General features: G+C 39.7%; 21 protein-coding genes and 2 pseudogenes. 20 read left to right on the top strand and 3 right to left on the bottom strand.

Features of this window, described 5'->3' with window-relative positions:
* Positions 1 to 475 precede the first annotated feature (475 nt).
* The 6 genes and pseudogenes from BJP58_RS02260 to BJP58_RS02235 all read left to right on the top strand — a co-directional run bounded on the left by BJP58_RS02260 (position 476) and on the right by BJP58_RS02235 (position 5,352).
* On the top strand, positions 476 to 1,231 hold the full coding sequence (locus BJP58_RS02260; protein ID WP_194542617.1) for a leucine-rich repeat domain-containing protein: 756 nt from the start codon (positions 476 to 478) through the stop codon (positions 1,229 to 1,231).
* A gap of 459 nt (positions 1,232 to 1,690) precedes the next feature.
* Positions 1,691 to 2,338 carry a YdcF family protein gene (locus BJP58_RS02255; protein WP_194542616.1) on the top strand — a complete coding sequence of 216 codons (648 nt, stop codon included), beginning with the start codon at positions 1,691 to 1,693 and terminating at the stop codon, positions 2,336 to 2,338.
* An 831-nt stretch (positions 2,339 to 3,169) separates the two neighbouring features.
* Complete coding sequence (locus tag BJP58_RS02250; RefSeq protein ID WP_194542615.1) at positions 3,170 to 3,469, top strand: hypothetical protein; 300 nt, start codon at positions 3,170 to 3,172, stop codon at positions 3,467 to 3,469.
* Positions 3,470 to 3,799: 330 nt separating this feature from the next.
* A pseudogene (locus BJP58_RS02245) lies at positions 3,800 to 4,217 on the top strand (IS1595 family transposase); the annotation flags it as partial.
* A 36-nt stretch (positions 4,218 to 4,253) separates the two neighbouring features.
* Positions 4,254 to 4,772, top strand: coding sequence for an AAA family ATPase (locus tag BJP58_RS02240; RefSeq protein WP_194542614.1), 519 nt, complete (start codon positions 4,254 to 4,256; stop codon positions 4,770 to 4,772).
* A gap of 265 nt (positions 4,773 to 5,037) precedes the next feature.
* Positions 5,038 to 5,352, top strand: coding sequence for a hypothetical protein (locus BJP58_RS02235; protein ID WP_194542613.1), 315 nt, complete (start codon positions 5,038 to 5,040; stop codon positions 5,350 to 5,352).
* A 625-nt stretch (positions 5,353 to 5,977) separates the two neighbouring features.
* Here BJP58_RS02235 and BJP58_RS02230 read toward each other — a convergent pair.
* Positions 5,978 to 6,154, bottom strand: a complete 177-nt coding sequence (locus BJP58_RS02230) for a hypothetical protein (protein ID WP_194542612.1) — start codon at positions 6,152 to 6,154, stop codon at positions 5,978 to 5,980.
* 189 nt (positions 6,155 to 6,343) lie between these two features.
* Between BJP58_RS02230 and BJP58_RS02225 the strand changes: the two genes are divergently transcribed.
* Positions 6,344 to 7,408, top strand: a complete 1,065-nt coding sequence (locus BJP58_RS02225) for a hypothetical protein (RefSeq protein WP_194542611.1) — start codon at positions 6,344 to 6,346, stop codon at positions 7,406 to 7,408.
* Positions 7,409 to 7,544: 136 nt separating this feature from the next.
* On the opposite strand, the gene BJP58_RS02220 is transcribed toward BJP58_RS02225, so the two are convergent.
* Positions 7,545 to 8,695 (bottom strand): IS3 family transposase gene (locus BJP58_RS02220; RefSeq protein ID WP_194542610.1). Its coding sequence is split into 2 segments (ribosomal slippage): positions 7,545 to 8,434 and positions 8,434 to 8,695, totalling 1,152 coding nucleotides; the frame shifts between segments, so codons are not numbered across the junction.
* A 296-nt stretch (positions 8,696 to 8,991) separates the two neighbouring features.
* Between BJP58_RS02220 and BJP58_RS02215 the strand changes: the two genes are divergently transcribed.
* The 6 genes and pseudogenes from BJP58_RS02215 (at position 8,992) to BJP58_RS02190 (ending at position 15,623) form a co-directional block, all read left to right on the top strand.
* Entirely contained in the window at positions 8,992 to 9,189 is a 198-nt protein-coding gene (locus BJP58_RS02215) for a hypothetical protein (protein WP_194542609.1), read from the top strand.
* A 254-nt stretch (positions 9,190 to 9,443) separates the two neighbouring features.
* A complete protein-coding gene (locus BJP58_RS02210; protein ID WP_194542608.1) occupies positions 9,444 to 10,313 on the top strand; it encodes a tyrosine-type recombinase/integrase in 870 nt (289 codons plus the stop codon).
* A 134-nt stretch (positions 10,314 to 10,447) separates the two neighbouring features.
* Positions 10,448 to 12,082: a glycosyltransferase family 4 protein gene (locus BJP58_RS02205; RefSeq protein ID WP_194542607.1), complete on the top strand. Its 1,635-nt coding sequence runs from the start codon at positions 10,448 to 10,450 to the stop codon at positions 12,080 to 12,082.
* A gap of 287 nt (positions 12,083 to 12,369) precedes the next feature.
* Positions 12,370 to 13,194, top strand: coding sequence for a methyltransferase domain-containing protein (locus BJP58_RS02200; protein WP_194542606.1), 825 nt, complete (start codon positions 12,370 to 12,372; stop codon positions 13,192 to 13,194).
* 554 nt (positions 13,195 to 13,748) lie between these two features.
* Positions 13,749 to 14,081 (top strand): hypothetical protein, encoded by a 333-nt coding sequence (locus tag BJP58_RS02195; protein ID WP_194542605.1) that lies wholly within the window; start codon positions 13,749 to 13,751, stop codon positions 14,079 to 14,081.
* Positions 14,082 to 14,472: 391 nt separating this feature from the next.
* Positions 14,473 to 15,623, top strand: a pseudogene (locus tag BJP58_RS02190) (IS3 family transposase).
* A gap of 106 nt (positions 15,624 to 15,729) precedes the next feature.
* Here the strand turns inward: BJP58_RS02190 and BJP58_RS02185 are convergent.
* A complete protein-coding gene (locus BJP58_RS02185) occupies positions 15,730 to 16,614 on the bottom strand; it encodes a LysR family transcriptional regulator (protein ID WP_194542604.1) in 885 nt (294 codons plus the stop codon).
* 140 nt (positions 16,615 to 16,754) lie between these two features.
* Between BJP58_RS02185 and BJP58_RS02180 the strand changes: the two genes are divergently transcribed.
* The 7 genes from BJP58_RS02180 (at position 16,755) to BJP58_RS02150 (ending at position 22,788) form a co-directional block, all read left to right on the top strand.
* Positions 16,755 to 17,294 (top strand): prolyl-tRNA synthetase associated domain-containing protein, encoded by a 540-nt coding sequence (locus BJP58_RS02180; protein WP_194542603.1) that lies wholly within the window; start codon positions 16,755 to 16,757, stop codon positions 17,292 to 17,294.
* Positions 17,295 to 17,315: 21 nt separating this feature from the next.
* Entirely contained in the window at positions 17,316 to 18,206 is an 891-nt protein-coding gene (locus BJP58_RS02175) for a DMT family transporter (protein ID WP_194542602.1), read from the top strand.
* Between the two features lie 171 nt (positions 18,207 to 18,377).
* Complete coding sequence (locus BJP58_RS02170) at positions 18,378 to 18,932, top strand: YdcF family protein (protein WP_194542601.1); 555 nt, start codon at positions 18,378 to 18,380, stop codon at positions 18,930 to 18,932.
* 150 nt (positions 18,933 to 19,082) lie between these two features.
* Positions 19,083 to 19,574 carry an NUDIX hydrolase gene (locus BJP58_RS02165; protein ID WP_194542600.1) on the top strand — a complete coding sequence of 164 codons (492 nt, stop codon included), beginning with the start codon at positions 19,083 to 19,085 and terminating at the stop codon, positions 19,572 to 19,574.
* 484 nt (positions 19,575 to 20,058) lie between these two features.
* Complete coding sequence (locus BJP58_RS02160) at positions 20,059 to 20,289, top strand: hypothetical protein (RefSeq protein ID WP_194542599.1); 231 nt, start codon at positions 20,059 to 20,061, stop codon at positions 20,287 to 20,289.
* Positions 20,290 to 20,503: 214 nt separating this feature from the next.
* Positions 20,504 to 20,689: a hypothetical protein gene (locus tag BJP58_RS33450; RefSeq protein ID WP_233354871.1), complete on the top strand. Its 186-nt coding sequence runs from the start codon at positions 20,504 to 20,506 to the stop codon at positions 20,687 to 20,689.
* Positions 20,690 to 21,273: 584 nt separating this feature from the next.
* Entirely contained in the window at positions 21,274 to 22,788 is a 1,515-nt protein-coding gene (locus tag BJP58_RS02150) for a hypothetical protein (protein ID WP_194542598.1), read from the top strand.
* The last annotated feature ends 183 nt before the right edge of the window (positions 22,789 to 22,971 follow it).

Below are 22,971 nucleotides of genomic sequence, written 5' to 3'. Positions count from 1 at the left end.
GTCGGGTGACAATCCTGCCTTTGTTACGCTAACGGGAAACTATAGCTGAATAGACACAACGGCAGTTCGGCCAAGAGGTCCCTGCCATTTTCATTAAGCTAACGGGCAGGATAGTTCCAATTTATGGTATTATGTATTAAAAATATTATTACTTTGAATGGGAATGGAGACTTATGGGATGAGAATGTATACAGACCCTAAAGGTGAAGCTTACGAGCAGGTAATAGATTTGGCAATACGGAACTCGGAATGTTTTGTACTTGGGGAGAAAATTCCGGGTGATGTGGTAAGGAGCCATTACACAAGCGTATTGGAAGCGTTGGAACCTTATCTGGTGAAAACAATCATAATCCAAGGTGATAATAGGGATGAGTTTACACAAATAAGAAATACCTATCGCAGTAATGCCTTTTATACTGCAGGAACCTACTATTTTTATAGATGCTGCGAAGAAACCGGGTACTTGCTGAAGCAAATGGCAAACCGCCTGTCGGATTGGATTTACCCTAGCTTGCCGGAAGACTTGTGTTTCTTGAAAGAAGGTGGCGGAAACTACCTTTACTCGGTTGTCCATGAACATATGTATGGTATGGAATTAACTGAGGAAGAAGCAATCGAACTGATGGATCGAATTACAGGGCTTTTTTTGGAATTAAAGTCTCACCGGGACCTGAATCGTCTGCTAGATGATGCCATTAAGCATAAAACCGACCGGCTGTATATAAGCGGACATGGGCTGACAGAGCTGCCTGAGCGAATCCGGGAGCTTACAGAGATGCGTGATCTAGAAATTTTTGAACAGGATCTTTATCGTCTACCCGAAGGGCTGTTCGAAATAAGCAAGCTTGAACGCTTGAAAGTCATGACGGCTGATTTGGAGAGTATTCCCGCATCAATAGCCAGACTGAAGAACCTGAGAGAGCTTTGCATCCAATGTGCGAGCTCGGATCGGCCGGCTCCCGGGTATCGGGTTAAGCCGAAGGAAGAGATCAGCCTAAACAGCATCCCACCGGAGATTGGAAAGTTGGAACAACTGGAGCAGCTTACGATTCAATACACCTCGATCCATGAGCTACCCCTCGAGCTAGAGAAGCTGAAGCACCTGCGAATCTTGGACTTAGGAATGAGCATGATCAATCGCAAGCCAGATTTCCTCTATGGTATGAAGCAATTGAAATATTTAAATGTGTCACGGGATTCGTTATGGGAAACGATTGAATCAGAACAGTAGCGTAATGCATTACGCTAACGGAGAACGATAGGTCAATAATGACAAAAAAGCTGCCGGCCAGAGTTATCGGCTGTTTAGCTATAGAAAACTCACTTCCTCTTATCCATTTAATAAAAAATAATAAGCAGGGCATAATACACCAAATTAAATTGTTACATTCACTTGCTGAGATTCCTTTAAACAAAGTGAAGTGATTTTGGATACTCTCCAGAAGACGGCAGCTCATTAAAGACTAGAAGACAGCCTGTTATTGATGAATAAGCACGAAAGCAGCCGACAGAAACAATGGCTGCTCTTTTTATTTAATCTAACCAACAGGATTGCACGCACAAGTAAATATTAACCGATAATTGAAAAGCGTCATTGCTCAATTTAAAGGCAGAAATATGTAAATTGTCAGTAGTTAATTAGATACGACGCATATATTAGAATAATGATTTGAATTAAGGAGGGTGTTATATGCAACCTCAAATACCTAAAGATCCTGTAGTCCCTGAATTAACTGAAGTACAGATAACAGAATTAACTGATATCGTTTTCTTATCTAAGGAAATATTACCTTGCGATGCTATTTTTGTTTTTGGAGGTACTCATCCAGGGCATTGGGAAGCCGCGATTGACGCTTATAAAAGAGGCTTGGGAAGAACTATTATTGTCACAGGAGGAGTCAGCCCTACAGGAATCAAGCATGAGAATTGGGTAGATAAAACTGTACCCGAAGCGCATGTCATTGTTAATAAACTAACTGAGGCAGGTATTCCTTTAAATGTAATCGTTTACGAAGATCGCTCAAGGAATACGTTAGAGAATGTTTTATTCGCTAAAGAAGTATTTAACTTCGACGCTATCGAGTCACTTCTAATTGTATGCAAATCTCATGGTGCAGGCAGACAATATCGTACATTAGCGAAGCATTTGCCCCCAAAAATTAATTATTTTTCATATGGCTTTGATTCAAGTTATAATGGCCAAACGATAAACAGAGAAAACTGGATGCACAGTTCAATAGGTCGCTCGAGAGTGTTTGGAGAGTATTTGAGAATCTGTTTTTACGGTGACCGTGGAGACATACTTCGCTTAAATAAGAAAGTGGAGGGACTCACTTAAAATATGGATGATTGATTTATTTTATTCATGCGACAGCGGTAGTAGATTAGTCCGATGTTTGCCAGATCAACATGATTTCAACTTATAATGTCGAGGGACATGTCGGGCGACAAGATCATGGTCCCATAGAAAGTCGCTAATTTAGCGGCTTTTTTGTTTTATCGGGTACAAGTTCTTGTCCCGATTGCCGTAAAGGACAAGAATAAGTGCCGATTACCGATGAGATAAGTATCTAACTGGGTTTCCATGCCGTTTCATTAAGCAAACGGGAAGGATTAGGTGGAAACAAGTGGAATATTTATATAGCATTCACGAATGGAGTGACAAGATGATCGGGAGGATCATCCGAGTTTTGGAACAGAACCCACGACTCGCTATCAGCGTTTTTTACCCCTCGTCCGAGGGGCACCCACTTAGAGGGCTAGACCTATACGCACCTTGTCAAACGGAAGTAGCCGCTATTTTTTTAAGGAAGATGGGGGGTTTGAAAATCTGAACGTCATCGATAATTTGACGACACGTGATAAGACAGATGCAAACAAAGGGACATGGCCAGTGATTCTCTTTTCACCGGGATTCGGTGTAGAACGCGATATGTATCTTGGGATTATTTCGCATCTTGTGCCGAGGGGATATATTATTGTCACTATTAGTGCCTCGCACGAATCCGTGTTTACTGGGCGGTGTGGCAGTCCTAGAAGCCGCCAAGTTGGTGAATCGCATCAAGGCTGCTATCCTTCTCGATCCTAGCTTTCATCTCTTCTGTCTGGATGAAATACGTCCATTGTTCCGGTTTTGTTGTTGCGGCAAGAGGCTTCGACTTATGGATCGATGGCAGCAGTCATGTATGAGAAAATCGCGTACGATTACATCGATGGACAACGTATTGCTTACAAGGCTCTAATAAATGCCAGGTTCTATCGGGTATACGGAGCACAACATATGTCGTTCTCCGACGTGCCGCTCCACTACGGCGACCTTCATGCTTCCCCGGTTCATTCCGTTACGATTGAAGCCACACGGCATTTATCTAAGCTGTCCTTCAAAGCGGTCACTTGCCGGCTACCATGCCGTTACAGCTCAGCGAAACGGTCGTTCAGATTAATGCTGAAGGTGATCCCATCTAACTGAGGTAGGATAATAAGCTGAATTAGAAAAAGCAGGCTTACATAGCTAACGAGAAACGTTAGTTCAATAAAGATAAAGAGGCAGCCGGTCATATCGTTCGTCTGCCCTTTAATTCAACTAACGGGCATGGGAAGGTAAGGGGTGTAAATATGTTTAAGTTTATCTTAGGAGTGGGAGTTTATTTTTTTGCAACTTTGCTTATGAGTTATTACTTTGTAGGGGTTAGCTTTATAAAGTCTATACAGATGGCATCTCTTATTACAAGAAAACTAATTAATAGTGGAGAACGATAATTGGGTAAAACTACTACCAAAGATTGGTATTCAGACAACGAAGCTGGATGAAGCGATCGGCGGTCATCTATCGGACTCTAACGTGCTTTGTACGGATGCATGGCGAGCATTCAGTTCCTATGCGAACGCGAAAGGCTTAGCTCATTACCGCTTCAAATCCGACGGAAAACAACATGTGAAAGGCGTATACCACATTCAAAACGTCAACAGCTACCACAGTCGCTTGAAGAAATGGATGGACCGCTTCAATGGTGTTGCGACCAAGTATTTGCAAAACTATTTGGCTTGGTTCCGTTATATAGACAGCAAGGAATGTGAGAATACGGTTTCGAATAAGAAAAATATGTTGGTCAAATCGTGCCTGTTTGTGGTTACTGATACGAATGAAAAGCTTCGGCTTGCTACTTATTTTTGTTAAACTAAAAACGGGCAGTTTAGTGACAGATAGAAACATCTAATATATTGTGCTTATCCAGTTGAATGGAGGGTCTGCCATGGGCATTAGGAATTATCTGATTGAAGGCGTTTCCGGCGCCGGCAAAACTACGGTCTGCAACGAATTGCAGCGGCGCGGCTACCATGCTATTCATGGTGACCGTGAATTGGCATATCAAGGCGATCCGGAAACTGGTACCCCGACGGATGGCTTTAAACCCGAACACCACATTTGGCATGTTGATATAGTAAAAGCTTTGGTCGACAATCAGGATGAGGCGGTAACATTTTTCTGCGGTGGTTCGCGGAATTACACCAAATTCATCGACCTCTTCGACGGCGTGTTTGTCCTTGAGGTCGACCTGGAAACCTCTCTCCGGCGGATTGATGAGCGAGTGGCGCTGGACCCAACTGACTGGGGTGGCAGACCAGAGGAACGGGAAATTAGTGCGCGCTTGCATCAAACGAAAGAAGGCGTTCCTAACAACGGGATTATAATCGACGCCACCGCACCGATCGCGCACGTCGTTGACGAAATCCTCCGTCAAATCGAAGCAAATGAACGCCAACGACAGTAACTTACGGGCGCTCAAGGACAGCCCAATACATCAGTGCACTTGGATAACGAATAGCACCATCCACTGCGCTAACGGCGAACGATAGTTCAATTAACGCCTTTTCACAAGGCGGTATTCTTTTGGTCATAAATCAACATTCGAATTTAATATAGCCTCTGCAATAAAGAGATTGCATAGTCAAATACACAATGCTGAAAAAACGATAATTGCAATAAGTGAACACTATACACAAGTCTTGCATTCATACCAAGGCATATTAAGAGCAATGGAAAAGGAAGAACATATTCTGCTTTTAAATCGTCAAGTTGATTATATTGAGGAACAATACAATTGGATTGATTCACTTGGTCATACTAAACCGTCAAACGGCATATTTTATCTTTTAGAGAGGTTCCACATAAATCATAGAGCAGCATTTCTTAATTCTGCAGAAATTGAGTCGATGGGTGAACGTCTATCAAGGCTGAACGCACATTGTGTACTCTTAACCTTGTCCAATGATACTGTAGAGTCCAGATTTATTGAAAGTCGAAGCGAAGCTTGGAAAACCATATGTATTGAAAAACCAACTCTACGTTAACGGAAGCAAGCGAAAAGTACTTGGAGGATCAGGGAAAACTTCGCAAATGTGCGAAACAATCATACATTCCTACAGTAGAGATAAACACAGACAAAGAAGACTGGAATTCTTATGCAAAACAAATACTACCGGTAATAAGGGGGACTGCAAGGATTATCCATGCAGTCCCCCTATATAAATCTGTTGGATGTTTTAAATACTATACATACTTTAAACGAACTTATAGGTATTATCAAACACCTCGTTGGACAGGGATCATTCTAAGCTTGCAAAGAAGCATAGCATTACACGGGGCTAGATGCCCTACAACCAAAGAAAAGGTGGATAAGGTGTAAGAAAATGAAAAAGGGAGGCATCCGATGTGGATTGGATCCCTTTTTCTATGACACATTATTATATATAATATCTGACGAGTCGAACGAAAAGAATTCGAAAGCGAGCGGTCGTCAGGGATAGATTGTCCAGGCACCTTGCTCACTCCTAGTCGTCCAAGATCTGAGGGTCAGTCAAAGCCACGTCTGCTGCATACACATTGGTGCTTTCAATCCCGATATGGGTTGCTCCAGTAAATGATGAAATGCAACAATGTAGTAGTGAAAGGCATTTTTAACGAGCAATGTTATAACTATTGTGATTTACGGTTTACTGTATTATTATCTTTTATTTCTTTAAGTATTTTTAATACTTCAGCATCGTTTTTCTTAGATCGATTTATATGTCCAATAATAATAAACATGGTATATATACTAAGTATAAAAGTTAACGCACCCACTAACTGAAGTAGTCCTTCCAATTCCTGCATTACAATCTCCCCTTGTTGTTTTATAAATTAAGTATTATTTAGGTCCACTTTGCATTCTACCATAGTTCTATATTCGATGGCTTCTCAAAAATTAATAGGAAAATATTCCTGTTGACCCTCTTGATGTAATAAATGTATGCTTTTCGAGCGATTAAATTAATTGACATCATGAGAAAGTAGGTCGTTATTTTGAAAAAGTTTCTTAGTTCTATGGTTCTTGCTGGTTTTTTTATAATCGGCGTGAGCAGCCAAACCATGTTTGCAGACTCTGTTGAGTCCCCATCTTGGTTTAAGGAAATATCTGTAGAGGAGGCAGTGAAAACAAATATAGATGAATTTGTACAAGGGTATGCTTCCAAATCATCATTGCGAAATGTTGTTTCAAATGAGTATTACTTCATTTCAAACAATGGAGAACCGCTGGATAAAAATGAGTTAAGTGTACTGACTGATAACAGCGTTGAACAATTACCTAACGAAGACGGGAAAATAAGCAATGTTATTGCATTAGGTAAAAGTTCTATTAATGGGGTTGTGATGACTGACTATTATTTTTCGGAAATGGAATTTAATGAGATGGAATCCTTTAAGGAGAATGCCATAAAAGTGGCAACTAATAGTCAAAAGAGTGAATATGCGAGAACATTAACTAACACGGTTACTCCAATGTCAGATGCCCCGAACTACATAGATACTTACTCTTGGGCAATTTATGACGATATCAATCCTTCCGCGATTGGCGGATATCTTAACAGTACTGTTGAATATTATAAACAAGGGAAGGCGATCTCTGGAGGGAAAACTGTTTCCGTTTGGGATATGAAATCATTTAATCAAACAGAACCTATCAATGGATATCAAACTCGCCAAGCATCTTCTAGACACAGCGTTGAAGCTTATGTTCCTGATGAAAAGATGATTTCATATGGACCAACAGGGGATGTAGGGTCATCTACGGTTGAAGTTTCGCTTACCGGAGGAGTACCAACTCTCACTTGGGCTTTTAATAGTACTAATATCACGATTTCTGATCAATCTTCAATGTCCCAAGGTTTTGGAAAATGGACTTTGAATTATGTATTAGGAACAACAAATGCAAAAAGTCCTTATACGTATGCTCCAGGAATTAGAGCAATAAATTTTAGTGGTGAAATGAAATTCCAACATAATCATTTTGGTAAGTTCTATAAGAATTTAAGCGCAGAGGCAACTGAAAGTACTCCACTTGTTGTTAAACGTCTTACTGACCTATAGAAATTTGCTTAGGCTTTCCATAACAGATGAGGCTTAGTTGACCAAATATTCAATGTAGAAGAAATGGAAATAGAGACCTTGAAGTTAACGCTTTGGTCATAGCCCCGTCAAGTAGACATTAAAAAAAGAGATTTTATTAAGCGGCGACTTTTTCCCGAAACTCAATCGGGGAGAGGTCGCCCAGTTTGTTTTGGAAACGTTCCATGTTGTAAAACGAAATATACTCCGTAATTTGGCTCCTGGCTTGCTCCAGATTTTGAGGTCTCTCCAAATACAGTTTCTCTGTCTTTAAGTGGGAGAAGAACGACTCAATACAAGCATTGTCATAGCAGTTTCCACGCCGGGAATGGCTTCCTGTAAGCTTCTTCTCTTCAAGTAACTTGGCATAGGTTTGTGTTGTATACTGAAACCCCTGGTCCGAGTGGAGCAAGGAAGGTCCACATTTCAGTTTCTTCACTGTGTCTGTAACGAGTTTTAAGTCATTTCGCTCAGAGAGTTCCCACGCTACAATTTCATTGTTGTACAGATCCATCACCACGGAGAGATAAGCAAAATCATGCCCAATCCGGACATACGTAATATCCGTCACGAGCTTCTGCACAGGAGTTGTCGCTGAGAATTCCCGATTTAGGACATTACGGAACAGAACGGACGGTTTCCGGCCAGCAAATGGACGTTTCTTGCGAATCACGGAACGAATCTGAAGTTCTCTCATTAAGCGGCGTACCTTTTTGTGATTCACTACAAGGCCTTCTTTGCCTAACGCGGTTCGCATACGTTTGTAGCCGAAATAAGGACGAAGCCGATGAATGCTTAAAATATGTGCTTTCAGATCCGCATCCCGGTCTGCTCGTTTCTCTCTGAGGGCAGCATTTTTCTTCCATTTGTAGTAACCTGCACGCGAAATTTCAGCAATTTTACACAGCCAAACCACAGGTGCCCACTTGCTTATTTCTCGAACGGACTGGCACCGGGCTTCGAAATCCAACTTTCCTCTCCGTGCAAATTTGGATTGAGCTTTTTTAGATATTCTACCTGTGCTTTCAGATAAGCATTTTCTTCTTCTGCACTACTAAAATGCTTCTTCGTCCAACGTCCACGGTAATCCTCGAAACTCTCTCCATTTTGGTTTTTACGAACCCATGTGATAATCTGGCTCTCGCTCTTAATCCCAAACTTCTTCATGATCCGACTGTACGTCCAACCTTCTTCCACTCGCAGACGAACGGCTTCTTTCTTCGTTTCTTCGCTATATCGATTAAAGGTTTGGCCTTTCTTCGCTGACATAACAAAAATCCCCTCCGGTATCCAGTATTTGAGTTCATTGTAACATGTCCTCTTTTTTCACTGTCTACCATGAGGGGATAATACCACTTCGAGGTCTCTTTTGTCCCCTCCTTTTATTTAAAAACAAGTTCGAATTAGACAGGATCCAAGATGAATATACCGTCTTAATTTGTAAGTCTGCAGGTAATGACGGCAACTCTTATATTACAGGCGAAGAACCAAGAAAAATTAGCGTATGCCGCCGATTCAGATAGAGCTTTAACAGTTGGATCTATTTCAAGACATTCCATGAAAATGTGGAGTTAGGACTGAAGATCAATCATGCAGCCCAATCCCACTTGAAAACGACGATGGCTTTTGCCGTTATTCCCACATTGGTTGAGCTGAAGTTCGGGATGGACCACTTATGCATTGAACCTCAGCCTTATCTACTCATGGCGGAGGGATTCCCGAACCCGCTTATCCACTTTAACAAAGATGAGAACACAGTTTAATGAGTAAATATTGCCAATGCAAATCGCTAGCCCGTTAGGCAATCCTGCACACATGAGATTTATGAAAAGTACATTTGAGGTGGGAGATAGTACCATCAGGACATTAGATTATTCACGTTAATTTTTGTTTTAATCTTTTACGACTACTTATGCTAGGATATTGAACTAACGGGACACTCTAGTTCAAATCAGAAAGATTAAAACCTTCTATTAGAAGCAAACTAGATTTAATAGCTCTAATAGGAGGTTTTGTTATGATATTAAGCGAGTTGTGGCGACTGTATGAGACTGATAAACGTATCCAAGGATTTAGTCCGAAAACATTGAAAGCATACGCTCTCCAGCACAAAATGCTGATGAATGAACTCGGTGACCTGGATATAACCGAGATAACTTTAACTCTGCTGAAGGAGTACTTAGCGAAACAATCTAATCGGTTGAAGCCAAGTAGCCTAGGACACCGGATTCGCTTTGTTAGTTCCCTTTTTCGCTATGCTTTTGAAGAAACATACTTGACTTCTAATCCCTCCCTAAAACTACGAGAACCTAAAATGGATAAACGAATACCTAAGTTTTTAATCGAGGAAGATATAATTCACTTAAAGATCGCTTGTCAATCACTGAGAGAAAGGGCGTTACTTGAGTTTCTCTACAGTACGGGCTGCCGGGTTGGAGAAGTGGAGAAGATAAATATCGAGGATCTTAACTGGGAAAACTGCTCTGCAATTGTTAATGGCAAAGGTTCAAAGCAGAGAGAAGTTTATTTCACGACAGAGTGTAAAGTGTGGCTCAAGAAGTATCTGGCCGGCCGTGAAGACAACTGTAAAGCCTTATTCGTAACCGATACACATCCGAGTAGACGGATGGCCATTCCTACGATCCGGTGGGCGTTGAAACGGCTTGCAGGCCGAGGAGAGCTTGAAGTAAATCTATATCCGCATCGATTTCGTCATACCTATGCGTGCCAACTCCTCGATAATGGAGCACCTTTAGATTTCATTCAAGGCATGCTAGGGCATGAAAAAGCATCAACCACTCAAATATATGCTCAGCTGCGCGGCGAACGACGACGAGAACTTTATCGTCGTTTTTTTAGCATTATGAATAACAGCAGATCCCAATAAGGTCCGCCTTTATTCAACTAAGGGCAGATAAACATAATAGGCAACGAGGCAATGACATGAACAGGTAAATTAAAGTATCCCTTGAATATTAATATGTAAATATATACTGGTGAACTATTGTCTGGAGGTGCTTTTTGGGATTCAACCAGCAAACCCGTGTAGGTATGTTATGGGGAGATTACCCATGGACTACGGCTCCAAAGAAAATGGGGAAATTGTGGAGTATGGGCAGGGTAGCCCGAGATGTTTCGCATGCATTGCGTGAAAACATGGTGGTTATCCCGTACGCACAGTCAGAAGGTGAACCTAATCAGCGGGAAAACATGACTTCATTTCTTAAGAGCATAGATATCCTCTGGGCAGATTTATATCCATCCAGTACATATGCACTTAATCTCCGTGACGAATTAGGCCTAACTTGTCCAGCGATTTTGTTTGCTGGAGGAGCCATGCCCAAAGGAGCAGAGGCAATGTTGTTTCCTTGGCAGTCACTACTACGTCCTTATGATGGGATTCTCTTTAGTTGTAAAGCAGACCAAGATATTTGGAGACAATTGACAGAATGGAGCACATTAAAGGAATGGGTTATACCGCTTAGCATAGACGAGCAAATATTTTATCCTCGAAGTGTCGATGAACAAATGGATATACGCAATAAATTCGGCATTCCAGTTCATTCCCCGCTATTAATATTTGTTGGAAGATTAAACATACAGAAGAATGTCCACGCTTTACTAAAAATATTACGCTTTGTTAGTGAAGAAATCCCTGATGTTCATCTTTGTATAATCGGTGAAGAAGATGATATTGTACTAGGAGAGTTTAAGGTCCGGAATACCAATTATAAGGAGTGGTTGCAACAAAAAGCAGATCAATTTGGTTTAACACAACGTGTACGATTTGTAGGCCCACTTTTCGGTGAAGAACTGGCTCAAATGTATTCTGCTGCAGATGTGGTGACTAATCTTGGGTTTTACCATCGTGAAAATTTTGGACTCTCTCAAGCAGAAGCAGTAGCTTGTGGTACACCGGTTGTTTGTACTGAATGGGGGGGATTCAAGGATGTTGTACAGCATGATCTAACAGGTTATTTTGTAGATGCGGTACTAACAAAACGTGGAATACGTGTGGATTGGGCCAAAGGGATAGATTTCGTAATTACTTTATTGCAAAGAGAGGCTCTACGTACGAAAATCGGAAGACAAGCCGCCAATTATGCACGTCAACATTTTAGTATAGCTGCTCTAACAAAAAATTTAGTACAGGTAGTAACAGATGTACAAAGTAGTCTAGCTACGATGAGTAAAGGTTCATTAAATTCTGTCGCTTACAAGCCGAGTCGATTTGCTGAAAAATACGAGGCCCATAAACGTACATGCGGGTGGTACGCAGCTAGCACAACAACGGGCACTCCTCAGTGGTATCCACCAATGTTTGTAGGCGAACATTACGAATTATATGAAAAACTTATGCAACCTTACTCCACGCGATTGGCGGAGGAACTTCAAATCAATTCCCTCAATGGAAACTGCATCCCGTATTTTACTTCGTCGGTCAGGTTTGATGTAACTCGATTGCTGGCCATCTCGGAAGATCCGGTCTGGCCCAGTCGCAGATTTCTTTCGCCGAACGAGTACAGTATGCTAAGGTTCATAGATGGTAAACGTACCCTGAGCAACATCGTAGCTATGACTGGGCTCGAACTTACCCCTTGTATAATAAGTGTTTGGAATTTGTATTTAGATGGCTTTTTGCTCTTCAGAAGTTAGAGGGAAAACAAGCGGTATATCTCTATAGTTACTACGTAATTATTCCCAGCCCAAAAAGAATCATTCGTAACGTATAATATGGCATAATACGCATAATATTGAACTACCGGGAACGATAGTTAAATAAATATAAAAAAGCAGCTGGCCATGATCAGCTGCTTTTTGTTCAACTAACGGGCAGGTTAGTGTAATAAAAAGGAAATCAACGCCGGATCTCGAAATAATGAATATAAACCTGCTTGTTAGGAACGAAACAGATCTGAGTGAAGTTTAACGGAGGTGTGGAGATGAACGAACGTCAATCTACTTACAACATTCAAAATGCAACTCTGGGTTTTGAATCTGAAATAGAACGATTGAAAGTACAGGCAACCATGGGATGGGCTAAAGAATTTCGCAACTTACAATGGTACGGATTACAGAATGGAATGAAAATCATTGAACTCGGTAGCGGACCTGGTTTCGTTACTGAGCAAATAGTTAATAGCTTGCCAGACAGTCAAGTAACTGCTTTGGAAATCGATGGAGCGTTAATCGATAAAGCTAAAAACCTGTTAGAACATGTGCCATCTTCAAGACTGCGATTTGTTCAATCATCAGTTTATGACACAACACTGCCTGATCAATCATTTGATTTCGCAGTAGCTAGGTTACTCTTTCTTCATCTGCATAATCCTGTGCTGGCAGCTCAAGAAATTTATAGAGTTCTAAAACCAGGAGGAAAGCTTGTTATTATTGATGTAGATGATGGGATCTTTGGGGCAGTATATCCTGATATTGACGTGCTACCTACTGTGTTAAAGAAAATTGCTGATCACGTAGCCAACAAAGGTGGGAACCGGCATATTGGTCGGAGTTTACCACGCCTTTTAAAAAATGCAGGCTACACCGATATAGATACTGATGCGATTATTCAGCACAGTGACATTCATGGAATCGAGGGTTTTAAGCACCAGTTTAATATCAATCGTTTCACTGGTTTTTTCAAAAATGGGCTTATTAATAAGCAAGAATATGATCAGCTGGAAGAAGCTTCTCATCAAATTAACAATGCCTCTGAATCCTATGCAATGATGACATATGTTATGGCATGTGGTAAAAAGCCAGAGTAGCAATGAGTTTTGGACAAAGAGTGTAAGATTATCATACTAATCACAAGGACTATTAAACTAACGGGAAAAGCTAGCTCAATAAAACCACTCTCAAAAAAGAACCGGCACGCGCCGGTTCTTTTTATTCACCAAGAAATCTTACCATTACCGCTTATTAATGAGCTATCTGATGTTATAACATCCAAATAGACTCTATATCTACCTTCCCTCTAATACTCGAACCTTGAGTTCTATATATAGTATAAGGGATATAAAATCTATTAGAGAATTCATAGGTAAATGTTTCAACACCAGCTATTTCGTAATTTTGACCAGGTGTTTCGGTGGGCTTATTTGATTCATTATCTGCGGACATAATAGATGTTGTAAAAGAAACCGAGGAGAAAATTACAAACATAAGTAAATATATAAGCTTCTTTTTCACAATATCAAACATTCCATTTTTCCTGTATATAAGAATAAAGACTTAACATTATATTCTAATTTATTATTGGTTAATATTTTCGTTGTTATATGGGAAATAATAATTTTAACATTAAAAAGAGGTGATCAATATGAAAATTAAGCTAAAATTTATTTTTATATTGTCTGTGATATGTTTAGCATTGAGTTTGGCTAACTTTTGTTTTGCTGCACCAGAAGATTCAAAATACGAAGATATTCGAACCTACACTTCACAGATATTGCATAAAGAAATTAACAAATCAATCCATGATAAATTCGGAACCAATTGGATATTCACGCCTAAAAAAGTTTGTGAGATTAATGGGGAAAATCTAATGGTTGAAGGGAATTTGAGTATGGAACGGGGGGAAAAAAGAATACGAATTGAATTAAATAAGGATGATGAAACAAAGTATAGGGTTCTCCGTATTACAGAACTCTAAAATTAAATTCAGAAGAGGCAACATTCTCAGCAGGCACCGAAAAGTAAGTAGTAAATTCAATTAACTTTGACGAAATCTTGTCAGGTGACAGGTGTCGCGGGACAAGAACTTGTTCCCATTGAGAGTCGCTATTTTAGCGGCTTTTTTGTTTTATCGGTACAAGTTCTTGTCCCGAGTCGAGGATTAGAACTTGTACCGATTGCCGTAATGGACAAGAACATGAGCCGATTCCCGATTAGATAAGTATCTTACTATGTTCCCATGCAATTTCATTAAGCTAACGGGCAGGTTAGTTTAATGATGTTTGGTATTATCCCCTCATGGTAGACAGTGAAAAAAGAGGACATGTTACAATGAACTCAAATACTGGATACCGGAGGGGATTTTTGTTATGTCAGCGAAGAAAGGCCAAACCTTTAATCGATATAGCGAAGAAACGAAGAAAGAAGCCGTTCGTCTGCGAGTGGAAGAAGGTTGGACGTACAGTCGGATCATGAAGAAGTTTGGGATTAAGAGCGAGAGCCAGATTATCACATGGGTTCGTAAAAACCAAAATGGAGAGAGTTTCGAGGATTACCGTGGACGTTGGACGAAGAAGCATTTTAGTAGTGCAGAAGAAGAAAATGCTTATCTGAAAGCACAGGTAGAATATCTAAAAAAGCTCAATCCAAATTTGCACGGAGAGGAAAGTTGGATTTCGAAGCCCGGTGCCAGTCCGTTCGAGAAATAAGCAAGTGGGCACCTGTGGTTTGGCTGTGTAAAATTGCTGAAATTTCGCGTGCAGGTTACTACAAATGGAAGAAAAATGCTGCCCTCAGAGAGAAACGAGCAGACCGGGATGCGGATCTGAAAGCACATATTTTAAGCATTCATCGGCTTCGTCCTTATTTCGGCTACAAACGTATGCGAACCGCGTTAGGCAAAGAAGGCCTTGTAGTGAATCACTAAAAGGTACGCCGCTTAATGAGAGAACTTCAGATTCGTTCCGTGATTCGCAAGAAACGTCCATTTGCTGGCCGGAAACCGTCCGTTCTGTTCCGTAATGTCCTAAATCGGGAATTCTCAGCGACAACTCCTGTGCAGAAGCTCGTGACGGATATTACGTATGTCCGGATTGGGCATGATTTTGCTTATCTCTCCGTGGTGATGGATCTGTACAACAATGAAATTGTAGCGTGGGAACTCTCTGAGCGAAATGACTTAAAACTCGTTACAGACACAGTGAAGAAACTGAAATGTGGACCTTCCTTGCTCCACTCGGACCAGGGGTTTCAGTATACAACACAAACCTATGCCAAGTTACTTGAAGAGAAGAAGCTTACAGGAAGCCATTCCCGGCGTGGAAACTGCTATGACAATGCTTGTATTGAGTCGTTCTTCTCCCACTTAAAGACAGAGAAACTGTATTTGGAGAGACCTCAAAATCTGGAGCAAGCCAGGAGCCAAATTACGGAGTATATTTCGTTTTACAACATGGAACGTTTCCAAAACAAACTGGGCGACCTCTCCCCGATTGAGTTTCGGGAAAAAGTCGCCGCTTAATAAAATCTCTTTTTTTAATGTCTACTTGACGGGGCTATGACCAGTTTTATAAAAAAATTCTTCCTTTTTTTAAAGGTAAGGGATTTCTTCACAAACTCTTAAGTAATTATGATTCTTCAGTAATATTTCTATATTGTAGATAATCTAAAAACCGTTTGAGAGCAAGAGAGGTAGAGTTTTTATCTTTCATTGCAAGGCCAATTCTACGGTAGGCTGGGAATTCAAGTTCTTTTACAACAATACGATAGGGGGTACGTTTTAAAATAAGCTCAGGCAGAATACTGATCCCTAACCCACTTTCCACCATCGACATGATGGCATAATCGTCCCATGTGGTAAAATGAACTTGTGGTGTTACATTACATCGCTCAAATATTTCTGAAATTTCGGCTTTAGCGCCTTTTTCTAAAAGCATAAACGGATCTTCACCCAATGCTTTGACAGGAAAACGATCACAGCTTGCGAGTGAGTGATTTTCCGGTAGGATCACAAGTAGCTTATCTTCTTCCAGAAAAGTCGTGTCAAGTTTGGTTTGAGAGGGGAGCCTTAGAAAGCCACAATCCACACGACCTTCCGATATCCAGCTTTCAATTTCCGTATAATCTCCCAGTAAAAGTTCATAGTCAATGTTCGGATATTCTTTTTGAAATGCTTTGATTATATTGGGAAGCCAATGCGTAGCCACGCTTGAAAATGTTCCAATCCGTATAATCCCAGATTGGAGTCCATGTAGTTCGTCAATTTGGGATTGCAGCTTCTCATATTCATTACACACACTTTTCGCATAAGGAAGTACTTTCAGACCCTCAGAAGTCAGTCGTACGCCAGAGCGATCTCGTTCTAGAAGAGATATCTTCCATTCTGATTCTAAATCGTTGATCATTCGACTGATCCCCGATTGTGAATAATTCAACATTTCGGCTGCTTTGGTAAAGCTTCCGTATTCAACGGTTTTAATTAAGGCTAAATATTTCTGAATGTTCTTATCCATATCATTTTTCTCCTCTTTGTATCTGATTTTATCATGATAAACATGATAAACAGTCGCTTTTGTAATAGTAAGAACGATGATACACTTTTATTCAAACAAACACAAATATAAAAAATCTACAGTTTGAAAGGATCTTATACATGTTTTTTATAAGCAATATTCTAATTTCAACGCCGGAGAAGTATCTGACACAACTACAAGAAAGAACTTATGAAACATTAGAAAAACTACAAATACCTTTTGAACGCGTAAATACAGATGAAGCAATCTCTATGGAGGATTGTATTGAAATTAATCAAAAACTAAATGTAAATATTGTGAAGACACTCTTTCTTTGTAATAGGCAACAAACCCAATTCTATTTACTTATTACTACAGCTGATAAGCAATTTAAAGCTAAAGACTTTAGTAATCAACTTGGTATTTCTCGTGTGTCATTTGCTTCGGCTGATCAGTTGGAACATTTGTTAGGTGTAAAAATAGGTGCTGTAACTATTTTTGGTGTCTTATTGGATAAAGATCAAGTTGTACAGGTTGTACTTGACGAAGACATAGTGGCCCAAGAATGGTACGGATGTAGCGACGGGACAACGACAGGCTATATGAAAATTAGAACATCGGATGTAATCCATAAATTTCTACCTTACACTGACCATTTACCAAAAGTGAGACAAATTTAAGAAAGTGAAGAGATATAAAAAATGAAAGTGAAAATTTATTTCCTTATATCGATGATTATCTTTGGTGCAGTTGGCGTATTCGCAAAATATATAGATTTGACTTCAAGTAAGATTGCACTATTTTTAAGCTTAGTTGGTGTCCTGTTCCTTTTAATCATTTTCGTTTCTACAAAGCAGAAAATGCCATGGCAACAAGTGAAAAAAAATGCTATTGCTTTAGTCTTTGCAAGTATGGCCTTGAGCGGAAACTGGATTTTTCTTTTCCAAGCATATAAGGAGACTACCATTGCTAATGCTGCATTGAGTTATTATTTTGCACCTGTTTTAGTTGTAATACTCTCCCCTTTGGTGTTAAAAGAAAAGATTTCTTACAAAAAGGCAGTATGTATTGTCATTGCTCTGCTCGGGCTGTTCCTCATTTTGCATAATGGAAGGATGCAGACAAATGGACATCATCTCCTCGGTATCGGTTATGGATTAGTGGCTGCCGGTTTCTATACCGGATTGACCCTGATTAACAAGTTTATTCGTGGTCTAGACGGATTAGCAAATACGCTTTTGCAGCTAGGACTATCAGTTATCACGTTAATTCCATTTGTATTGATTACAGAGGGTGGCACTGTTTATTCGGTCGACAGCACCACAGTAATACTGATGCTTGTATTAGGTATCTTTCATGGTGGTGTTGGTTTTTATCTTTTCTTCGCCGGAATGAAGGGACTTAATGGCCAGAGCATCGCTGTATTGAGTTACGTTGATCCCTTAACCTCTCTTTTTATTTCAATCCTAATTATTGGAGAGAAGATGACTTTTCAGCAACTTATTGGCGCTGTCTTGCTATTGTGCTCGATTTGGATAGGAGAAGCTGGTGAAAAGAAGGAGAAAAATAATTACCAAATTGATTGTGAATGATTCTGTGGCTGGCCAAAAGTAGGTGGTGCATTAAACTAACGGGAGACGTTAGTTAAATAGAAGACAAGAGAAGGCAACCGTTTACGAGTTCGGCTGCCTTTGTTCAACTAATGGGCAGGATGGAGGGATACAACGGCGAATACATATGTGAATTCAGTAAGGAGGTTCACTATGTCTTTTCCATTTGATTGCATTAGTGATTTTATGTTTTTCGAAACGGAGATCGGACACGCAGATGTTATTTTAATCCCAGGCGCGAGTCAACCTCAGTTAATGGAAAGAGCCGCAACGTTATATCATCAAGGGCTCTCTTCCTTTATATTACCTTCTGGAGGTTCCACCCCATATGTAGAAACAACCGAATGGCAATATCTACAAAATGTGGGTGTGTCGTTAGGGGTTAATCCTAAAGCAATACTTAAAGAAGATAAAGCAACGAATACCTTTGAGAATGCTCGCTTCTCTTTGGAAGTATTGCAGCAACAAGGGATTTTCCCTAAAAAAATTTTATTAGTCTGTAAAAATTACCATGCAAGAAGAGCACTACTAACTTATCAATTTCATTTTCCTAGAGAGACTGTTTTTTATGTTAGTCCAATAATTGATAAATCAGGGACAACTAAAGAGAACTGGTTTCTGGAAGACGATAAAATAAAGCGCGTTATGGATGAGTTAGAGAAGGTTGGGAAGTATTTTAGGCGACAAATACCGAAGTGGGTTGAGTAGCTATTTATTCAACTAACGGGAAACGATAGTTAAAAAATATAGAAAAGCAGCTGGCCATGATCAGCTGTTTTTTGTTAAACTAACGGGCAGGAAAGTGCGAGAAGCATATGGAATGAATATACAAATGTTACTGCATAAGGAGGTCGTAATATGACATTTCCAACGCATATAGTAGCCACAGGTGGATTTGTAGAAGATGGGCAAGGAAATATACTTTTAGTAAAAACTCGTGACGGTGGTTGGGTTTACCCTGGTGGACAAGTAGAAGTTGGAGAAAATCTGATAGATGGTTTGATTCGTGAAATCAAAGAGGAAAGCGGAATTGATGTTTCTGTTGGCAGCTTAGTTGGTGTCTATTCGAATACCGGGATACAGAAATGGTATGACGGCGTGACTGATGTTCCTACGCAAGTTGGATTTGATTTCGTATGTCAGCCTATTGGGGGGGAATTATTATCTTTCTCTGAAGAAACAACCGACAGCCGTTGGGTAGCGAGGGATAGGGTTCTCGATTTAATTACACAGCCAAGTGTTCGCTTTCGCTATCAGGCTTATTTGGAGTTTAACGGAGCCGTAAACTATGCGGACTACGTAAATAAGCCTGAGTTTACAATCAAACATCAAACATATATTTCGAAGTAGATTGTTCTCGTTGCTGAACAAACGGGAGACGATAGCTCGATAAAAGCAAGAGGGCAGCGATCAAGGTGATCGGCTCGGTTGATCTATATGTTAGAAAATTGAATTTTCAAAACCCCCGTTGATGATTAATTCCAACGGAACGATAGGCGAAAAGGGGAATATACGGGAAAGGGTACAAGTTCTTGTCCTCCGACAGTTCTTGTCATCCAACAGTCGGGGGACAAGAACATGGTCCCATTGAAAGTCGCTAATTTAGCGGCTTTTTTGTTTTATCGGTACAAGTTCTTGTCCCGAGTCGAGGACAAGAACTTGTACCGATTGCCGAAAAGGACAAGAACATGAGCCGATTACCGATTAGATATGTATCTAACTGGGTTTCCATGCAATTTCATTAAGCTAACGGGCAGTTTAGTTCCAACATGTGGTATTATCTGTTTTTTAACTTAATGACCGCGTTACTTTAATATCATTACGGATGGGGGTTGTGAGTAACATTAAACAGAAAAATTTTGTTGGATTGTTCGCATCAATATTTCTCATTCTCTATGGTATATGGAAACTAAATAATTTTTTTGAACCAAAAGTAGGTCCAATAGGTAACGGTCTTAGTGATACTGATGTGAAAATAGTGTGGATATTGTTTGCGATATCAATGATTTTAGGTGTTGGTGGAGTGATATATTTTTCTTATTCTATTTTTAAAAGAAATGATTAATTAAGCTAACGGGAGACGATAGTTGAATAAAGAAGAGAAGGCAGCTGGTCAGGGCGATCAGTTGCCTCTTTAGGCTAACGGACAGGATACTTCAATTGTTCCTCGAATACATTTCGAGATGGAGTAGTTACGAACTTTCTGAATATCATGATATATGAAGTTACAACCTGACCTAAAACATAAAGGAGCGATTAGTTAAATGAACCGCCTAATAATGACAGTTGGAAAAACGCATAGTGGAAAAACTACCTTTGCTAATGAATTGGAATCTGTTTTTCAAGAAGCTGCAGTCATTGATCAAGATAATCATGCTGAATTTATTAATAGTCACTATAAAAAACTTCTGCCTATAGAAGGACCTAACAGGATTAAAATTCTCTATTACCAATACGATTTTTGAATATGCAGCACTGCAAAGTAATTTTCATATCATCTTAAGCAATTCAAATCTAAATAAATCAGGACGAACGAATGTACTCAGATATTTTCATGAAAAGGGATTTAAAAGTATTGTTGTTTACTTTAATTTAACTATTGAAATACTTAGAGCACGAGTTGAACAAACACAAAGAAGTAAAGCCATTTTCAAAAGTGCATCGAGCTTTGTATAAGTGTTGGAGCGACAAGGAAAGTTGGGAGAAATTCCACCCAGTAAAGACGAAGCTAATTATCTATTTTAAATCAAAGATCCCAATAGTATCACAGAAGTAATACAACATATCAAACAAATCTCGGTCAATTGAAGCATTTAGTATTTCGGGATTGAACTAACGGGAAACGTTAGTTTATGACAAAAAAATAGTGACATTAGAAGCCGCTGATTATGCGGCTTTTTATATTTAGGCTTCTCTAAGTTTTATCCTGAATCAGGCCGATATTAACTAGTATAAAAATTAATCGAGAATTTAACAATCAAATAAATGAGAGAAAAGTGAGACTCCAAATAAAAGATGTAATTATTCGAGGTTAAGGGAGAGAAATGTATTGGGAAATCAAGAAAGTGAAGAACTACTGTTTAATAATGTGAAAAAGCTTGATGAGTTACTTTCGCGGTTTATGGGCTTCGATGTCCAAACGGAGTTGAAAAAGAAAGACCAAGAGAACGAGTATGACACTGAAGTCACTGCACACTTTCCAGGATCAATATCCCCGCTGAACCTCAAAATTGCGAATGATTTACTGGAAGCTTCGGCGAAAATATTGGAAAGACAGTTAGAAGATTCAGAGGGGAACTTCAATCATAGTATATTTCTAACCCATGTCCAGGAGACTGCCCTTTCTCTAATTTTCGACTCATATGATAAATCCCAACCAGATGACATACTACGAATACATCGATTTATTGAAGAGGTAAGTGATGTTGGTGGACGTACATACGAATCAGCTGCTGTCAGTCTTGGTATTGTATATTTTCAAGAGGATGCTATGAATAAGGCCAAAAAAAGTTTCAAGGACGCCAATATGGAGTTCCTACCGTTGGAAAAAGCTACCCCATTTATGGAGTTATACTATGGAGAAAAGGCTTTCTTGAGACTTATTGATAACCGCTCGATGGCATTAGTCTTAAATGAAACCTTCGCGGTGATTGGTGTACTCCGCAAAAAGAATGATTGCAGAAGTATCTCCTCGGAGTTAGAGGAACATATATTCACTTATAACATGAATGCTGTGTTAGAGCTGGTTTATAAGAATACGATCGACAAGGTGATTGCTAGTAAGAAAGAAATATTTGAAAATATAAAGAGTAAGCAGCCTGAACTCACAGATGAGAATGCAACCGGTAATATTAACTTTTTTCTAGAACAACTCAACAATATTATCGAGGTTGTTCACTTGGAAAATCAAACGCGCAAATATCCAGATTTTCTGTATGTCTCTGTAGTTAATGATAGATTAGATTTTTATACACAAAACCGAATGACCGTATCTCTTGTCAACGGAATATGGAAAGTGAGGCATTACGATCTTTTCATCGCTTCCATTTTACAGAATTTGATGGTCAAGAAACTAATAGACACCGAGACGTTCAAACAAAATAAAGAAGGATACTTTCGATTGTTTAAGACCTTCATCGATCTCTCCCGTGAACAAAAGAGTTCAGTTTATATAATTATTGAAAGTCCTGATATTATACATGGCATAGAGGAGTCTAAGGCTGAGGTTCTTCTGAAGGGGACAGGGTTCCTGCATTCCGACCGGGAAAGGAGAAGTCTCCTGGCAATAAAGAGAGGAAAAGAAAATGCCAATCTTATTGATCTAGACCCGTATCTAATTCAATCATTGTCCACTGTCGACGGAGCTGTTGTGCTTGATTCGAACTTGAATGTGCTAAGCTTTGGTGAGACGATTTCTGTTCCAGATGGTGTGAGATACAAAGGAACTTTTGGGACAGGATCTACAGCTGCTCAGTTTGCCTCAAAAAGTGGAATAGCTGTCAAAGTATCTGAAGATGGCGACATTACTTTGTACATTGATCAGCGAATAATTATGAAGTTATAGATCTTATGGAGTATTTGTTCTAGACAACGAAAACTTTTGTTGTTGAACATGAGCAACCCAAGTGATGAGCATAAAATGTTTCAAAAAACAGTTGAAAAATATTCGAAAAAATTAAATTCTTATACTGAGGGACAAGAACATGCTCCCATTGAAAGACGCTAATTTGGTATTATCCCCTTTTAG

The sequence above is a fragment of the Paenibacillus sp. JZ16 genome, from assembly GCF_015326965.1.
Lineage (GTDB): Bacteria > Bacillota > Bacilli > Paenibacillales > Paenibacillaceae > Paenibacillus_AQ.
This window is presented reverse-complemented; position numbering and strand designations above follow the sequence as displayed.

Bases quoted from the DNA above. Each gene is read 5' to 3' on its own strand.
- BJP58_RS02260 (WP_194542617.1), top strand. From the start codon at position 476: ATGGCAAACCGCCTGTCGGATTGGATTTACCCTAGCTTGCCGGAAGAC.
- BJP58_RS02255 (WP_194542616.1), top strand. From the start codon at position 1,691: ATGCAACCTCAAATACCTAAAGATCCTGTAGTCCCTGAATTAACTGAA.
- BJP58_RS02250 (WP_194542615.1), top strand. From the start codon at position 3,170: ATGGCAGCAGTCATGTATGAGAAAATCGCGTACGATTACATCGATGGA.
- BJP58_RS02240 (WP_194542614.1), top strand. From the start codon at position 4,254: ATGGGCATTAGGAATTATCTGATTGAAGGCGTTTCCGGCGCCGGCAAA.
- BJP58_RS02235 (WP_194542613.1), top strand. From the start codon at position 5,038: ATGGAAAAGGAAGAACATATTCTGCTTTTAAATCGTCAAGTTGATTAT.
- BJP58_RS02230 (WP_194542612.1), bottom strand. From the start codon at position 6,154: ATGCAGGAATTGGAAGGACTACTTCAGTTAGTGGGTGCGTTAACTTTT.
- BJP58_RS02210 (WP_194542608.1), top strand. From the start codon at position 9,444: ATGATATTAAGCGAGTTGTGGCGACTGTATGAGACTGATAAACGTATC.
- BJP58_RS02200 (WP_194542606.1), top strand. From the start codon at position 12,370: ATGAACGAACGTCAATCTACTTACAACATTCAAAATGCAACTCTGGGT.
- BJP58_RS02195 (WP_194542605.1), top strand. From the start codon at position 13,749: ATGAAAATTAAGCTAAAATTTATTTTTATATTGTCTGTGATATGTTTA.
- BJP58_RS02185 (WP_194542604.1), bottom strand. From the start codon at position 16,614: ATGGATAAGAACATTCAGAAATATTTAGCCTTAATTAAAACCGTTGAA.
- BJP58_RS02180 (WP_194542603.1), top strand. From the start codon at position 16,755: ATGTTTTTTATAAGCAATATTCTAATTTCAACGCCGGAGAAGTATCTG.
- BJP58_RS02175 (WP_194542602.1), top strand. From the start codon at position 17,316: ATGAAAGTGAAAATTTATTTCCTTATATCGATGATTATCTTTGGTGCA.
- BJP58_RS02170 (WP_194542601.1), top strand. From the start codon at position 18,378: ATGTCTTTTCCATTTGATTGCATTAGTGATTTTATGTTTTTCGAAACG.
- BJP58_RS02165 (WP_194542600.1), top strand. From the start codon at position 19,083: ATGACATTTCCAACGCATATAGTAGCCACAGGTGGATTTGTAGAAGAT.
- BJP58_RS33450 (WP_233354871.1), top strand. From the start codon at position 20,504: ATGACAGTTGGAAAAACGCATAGTGGAAAAACTACCTTTGCTAATGAA.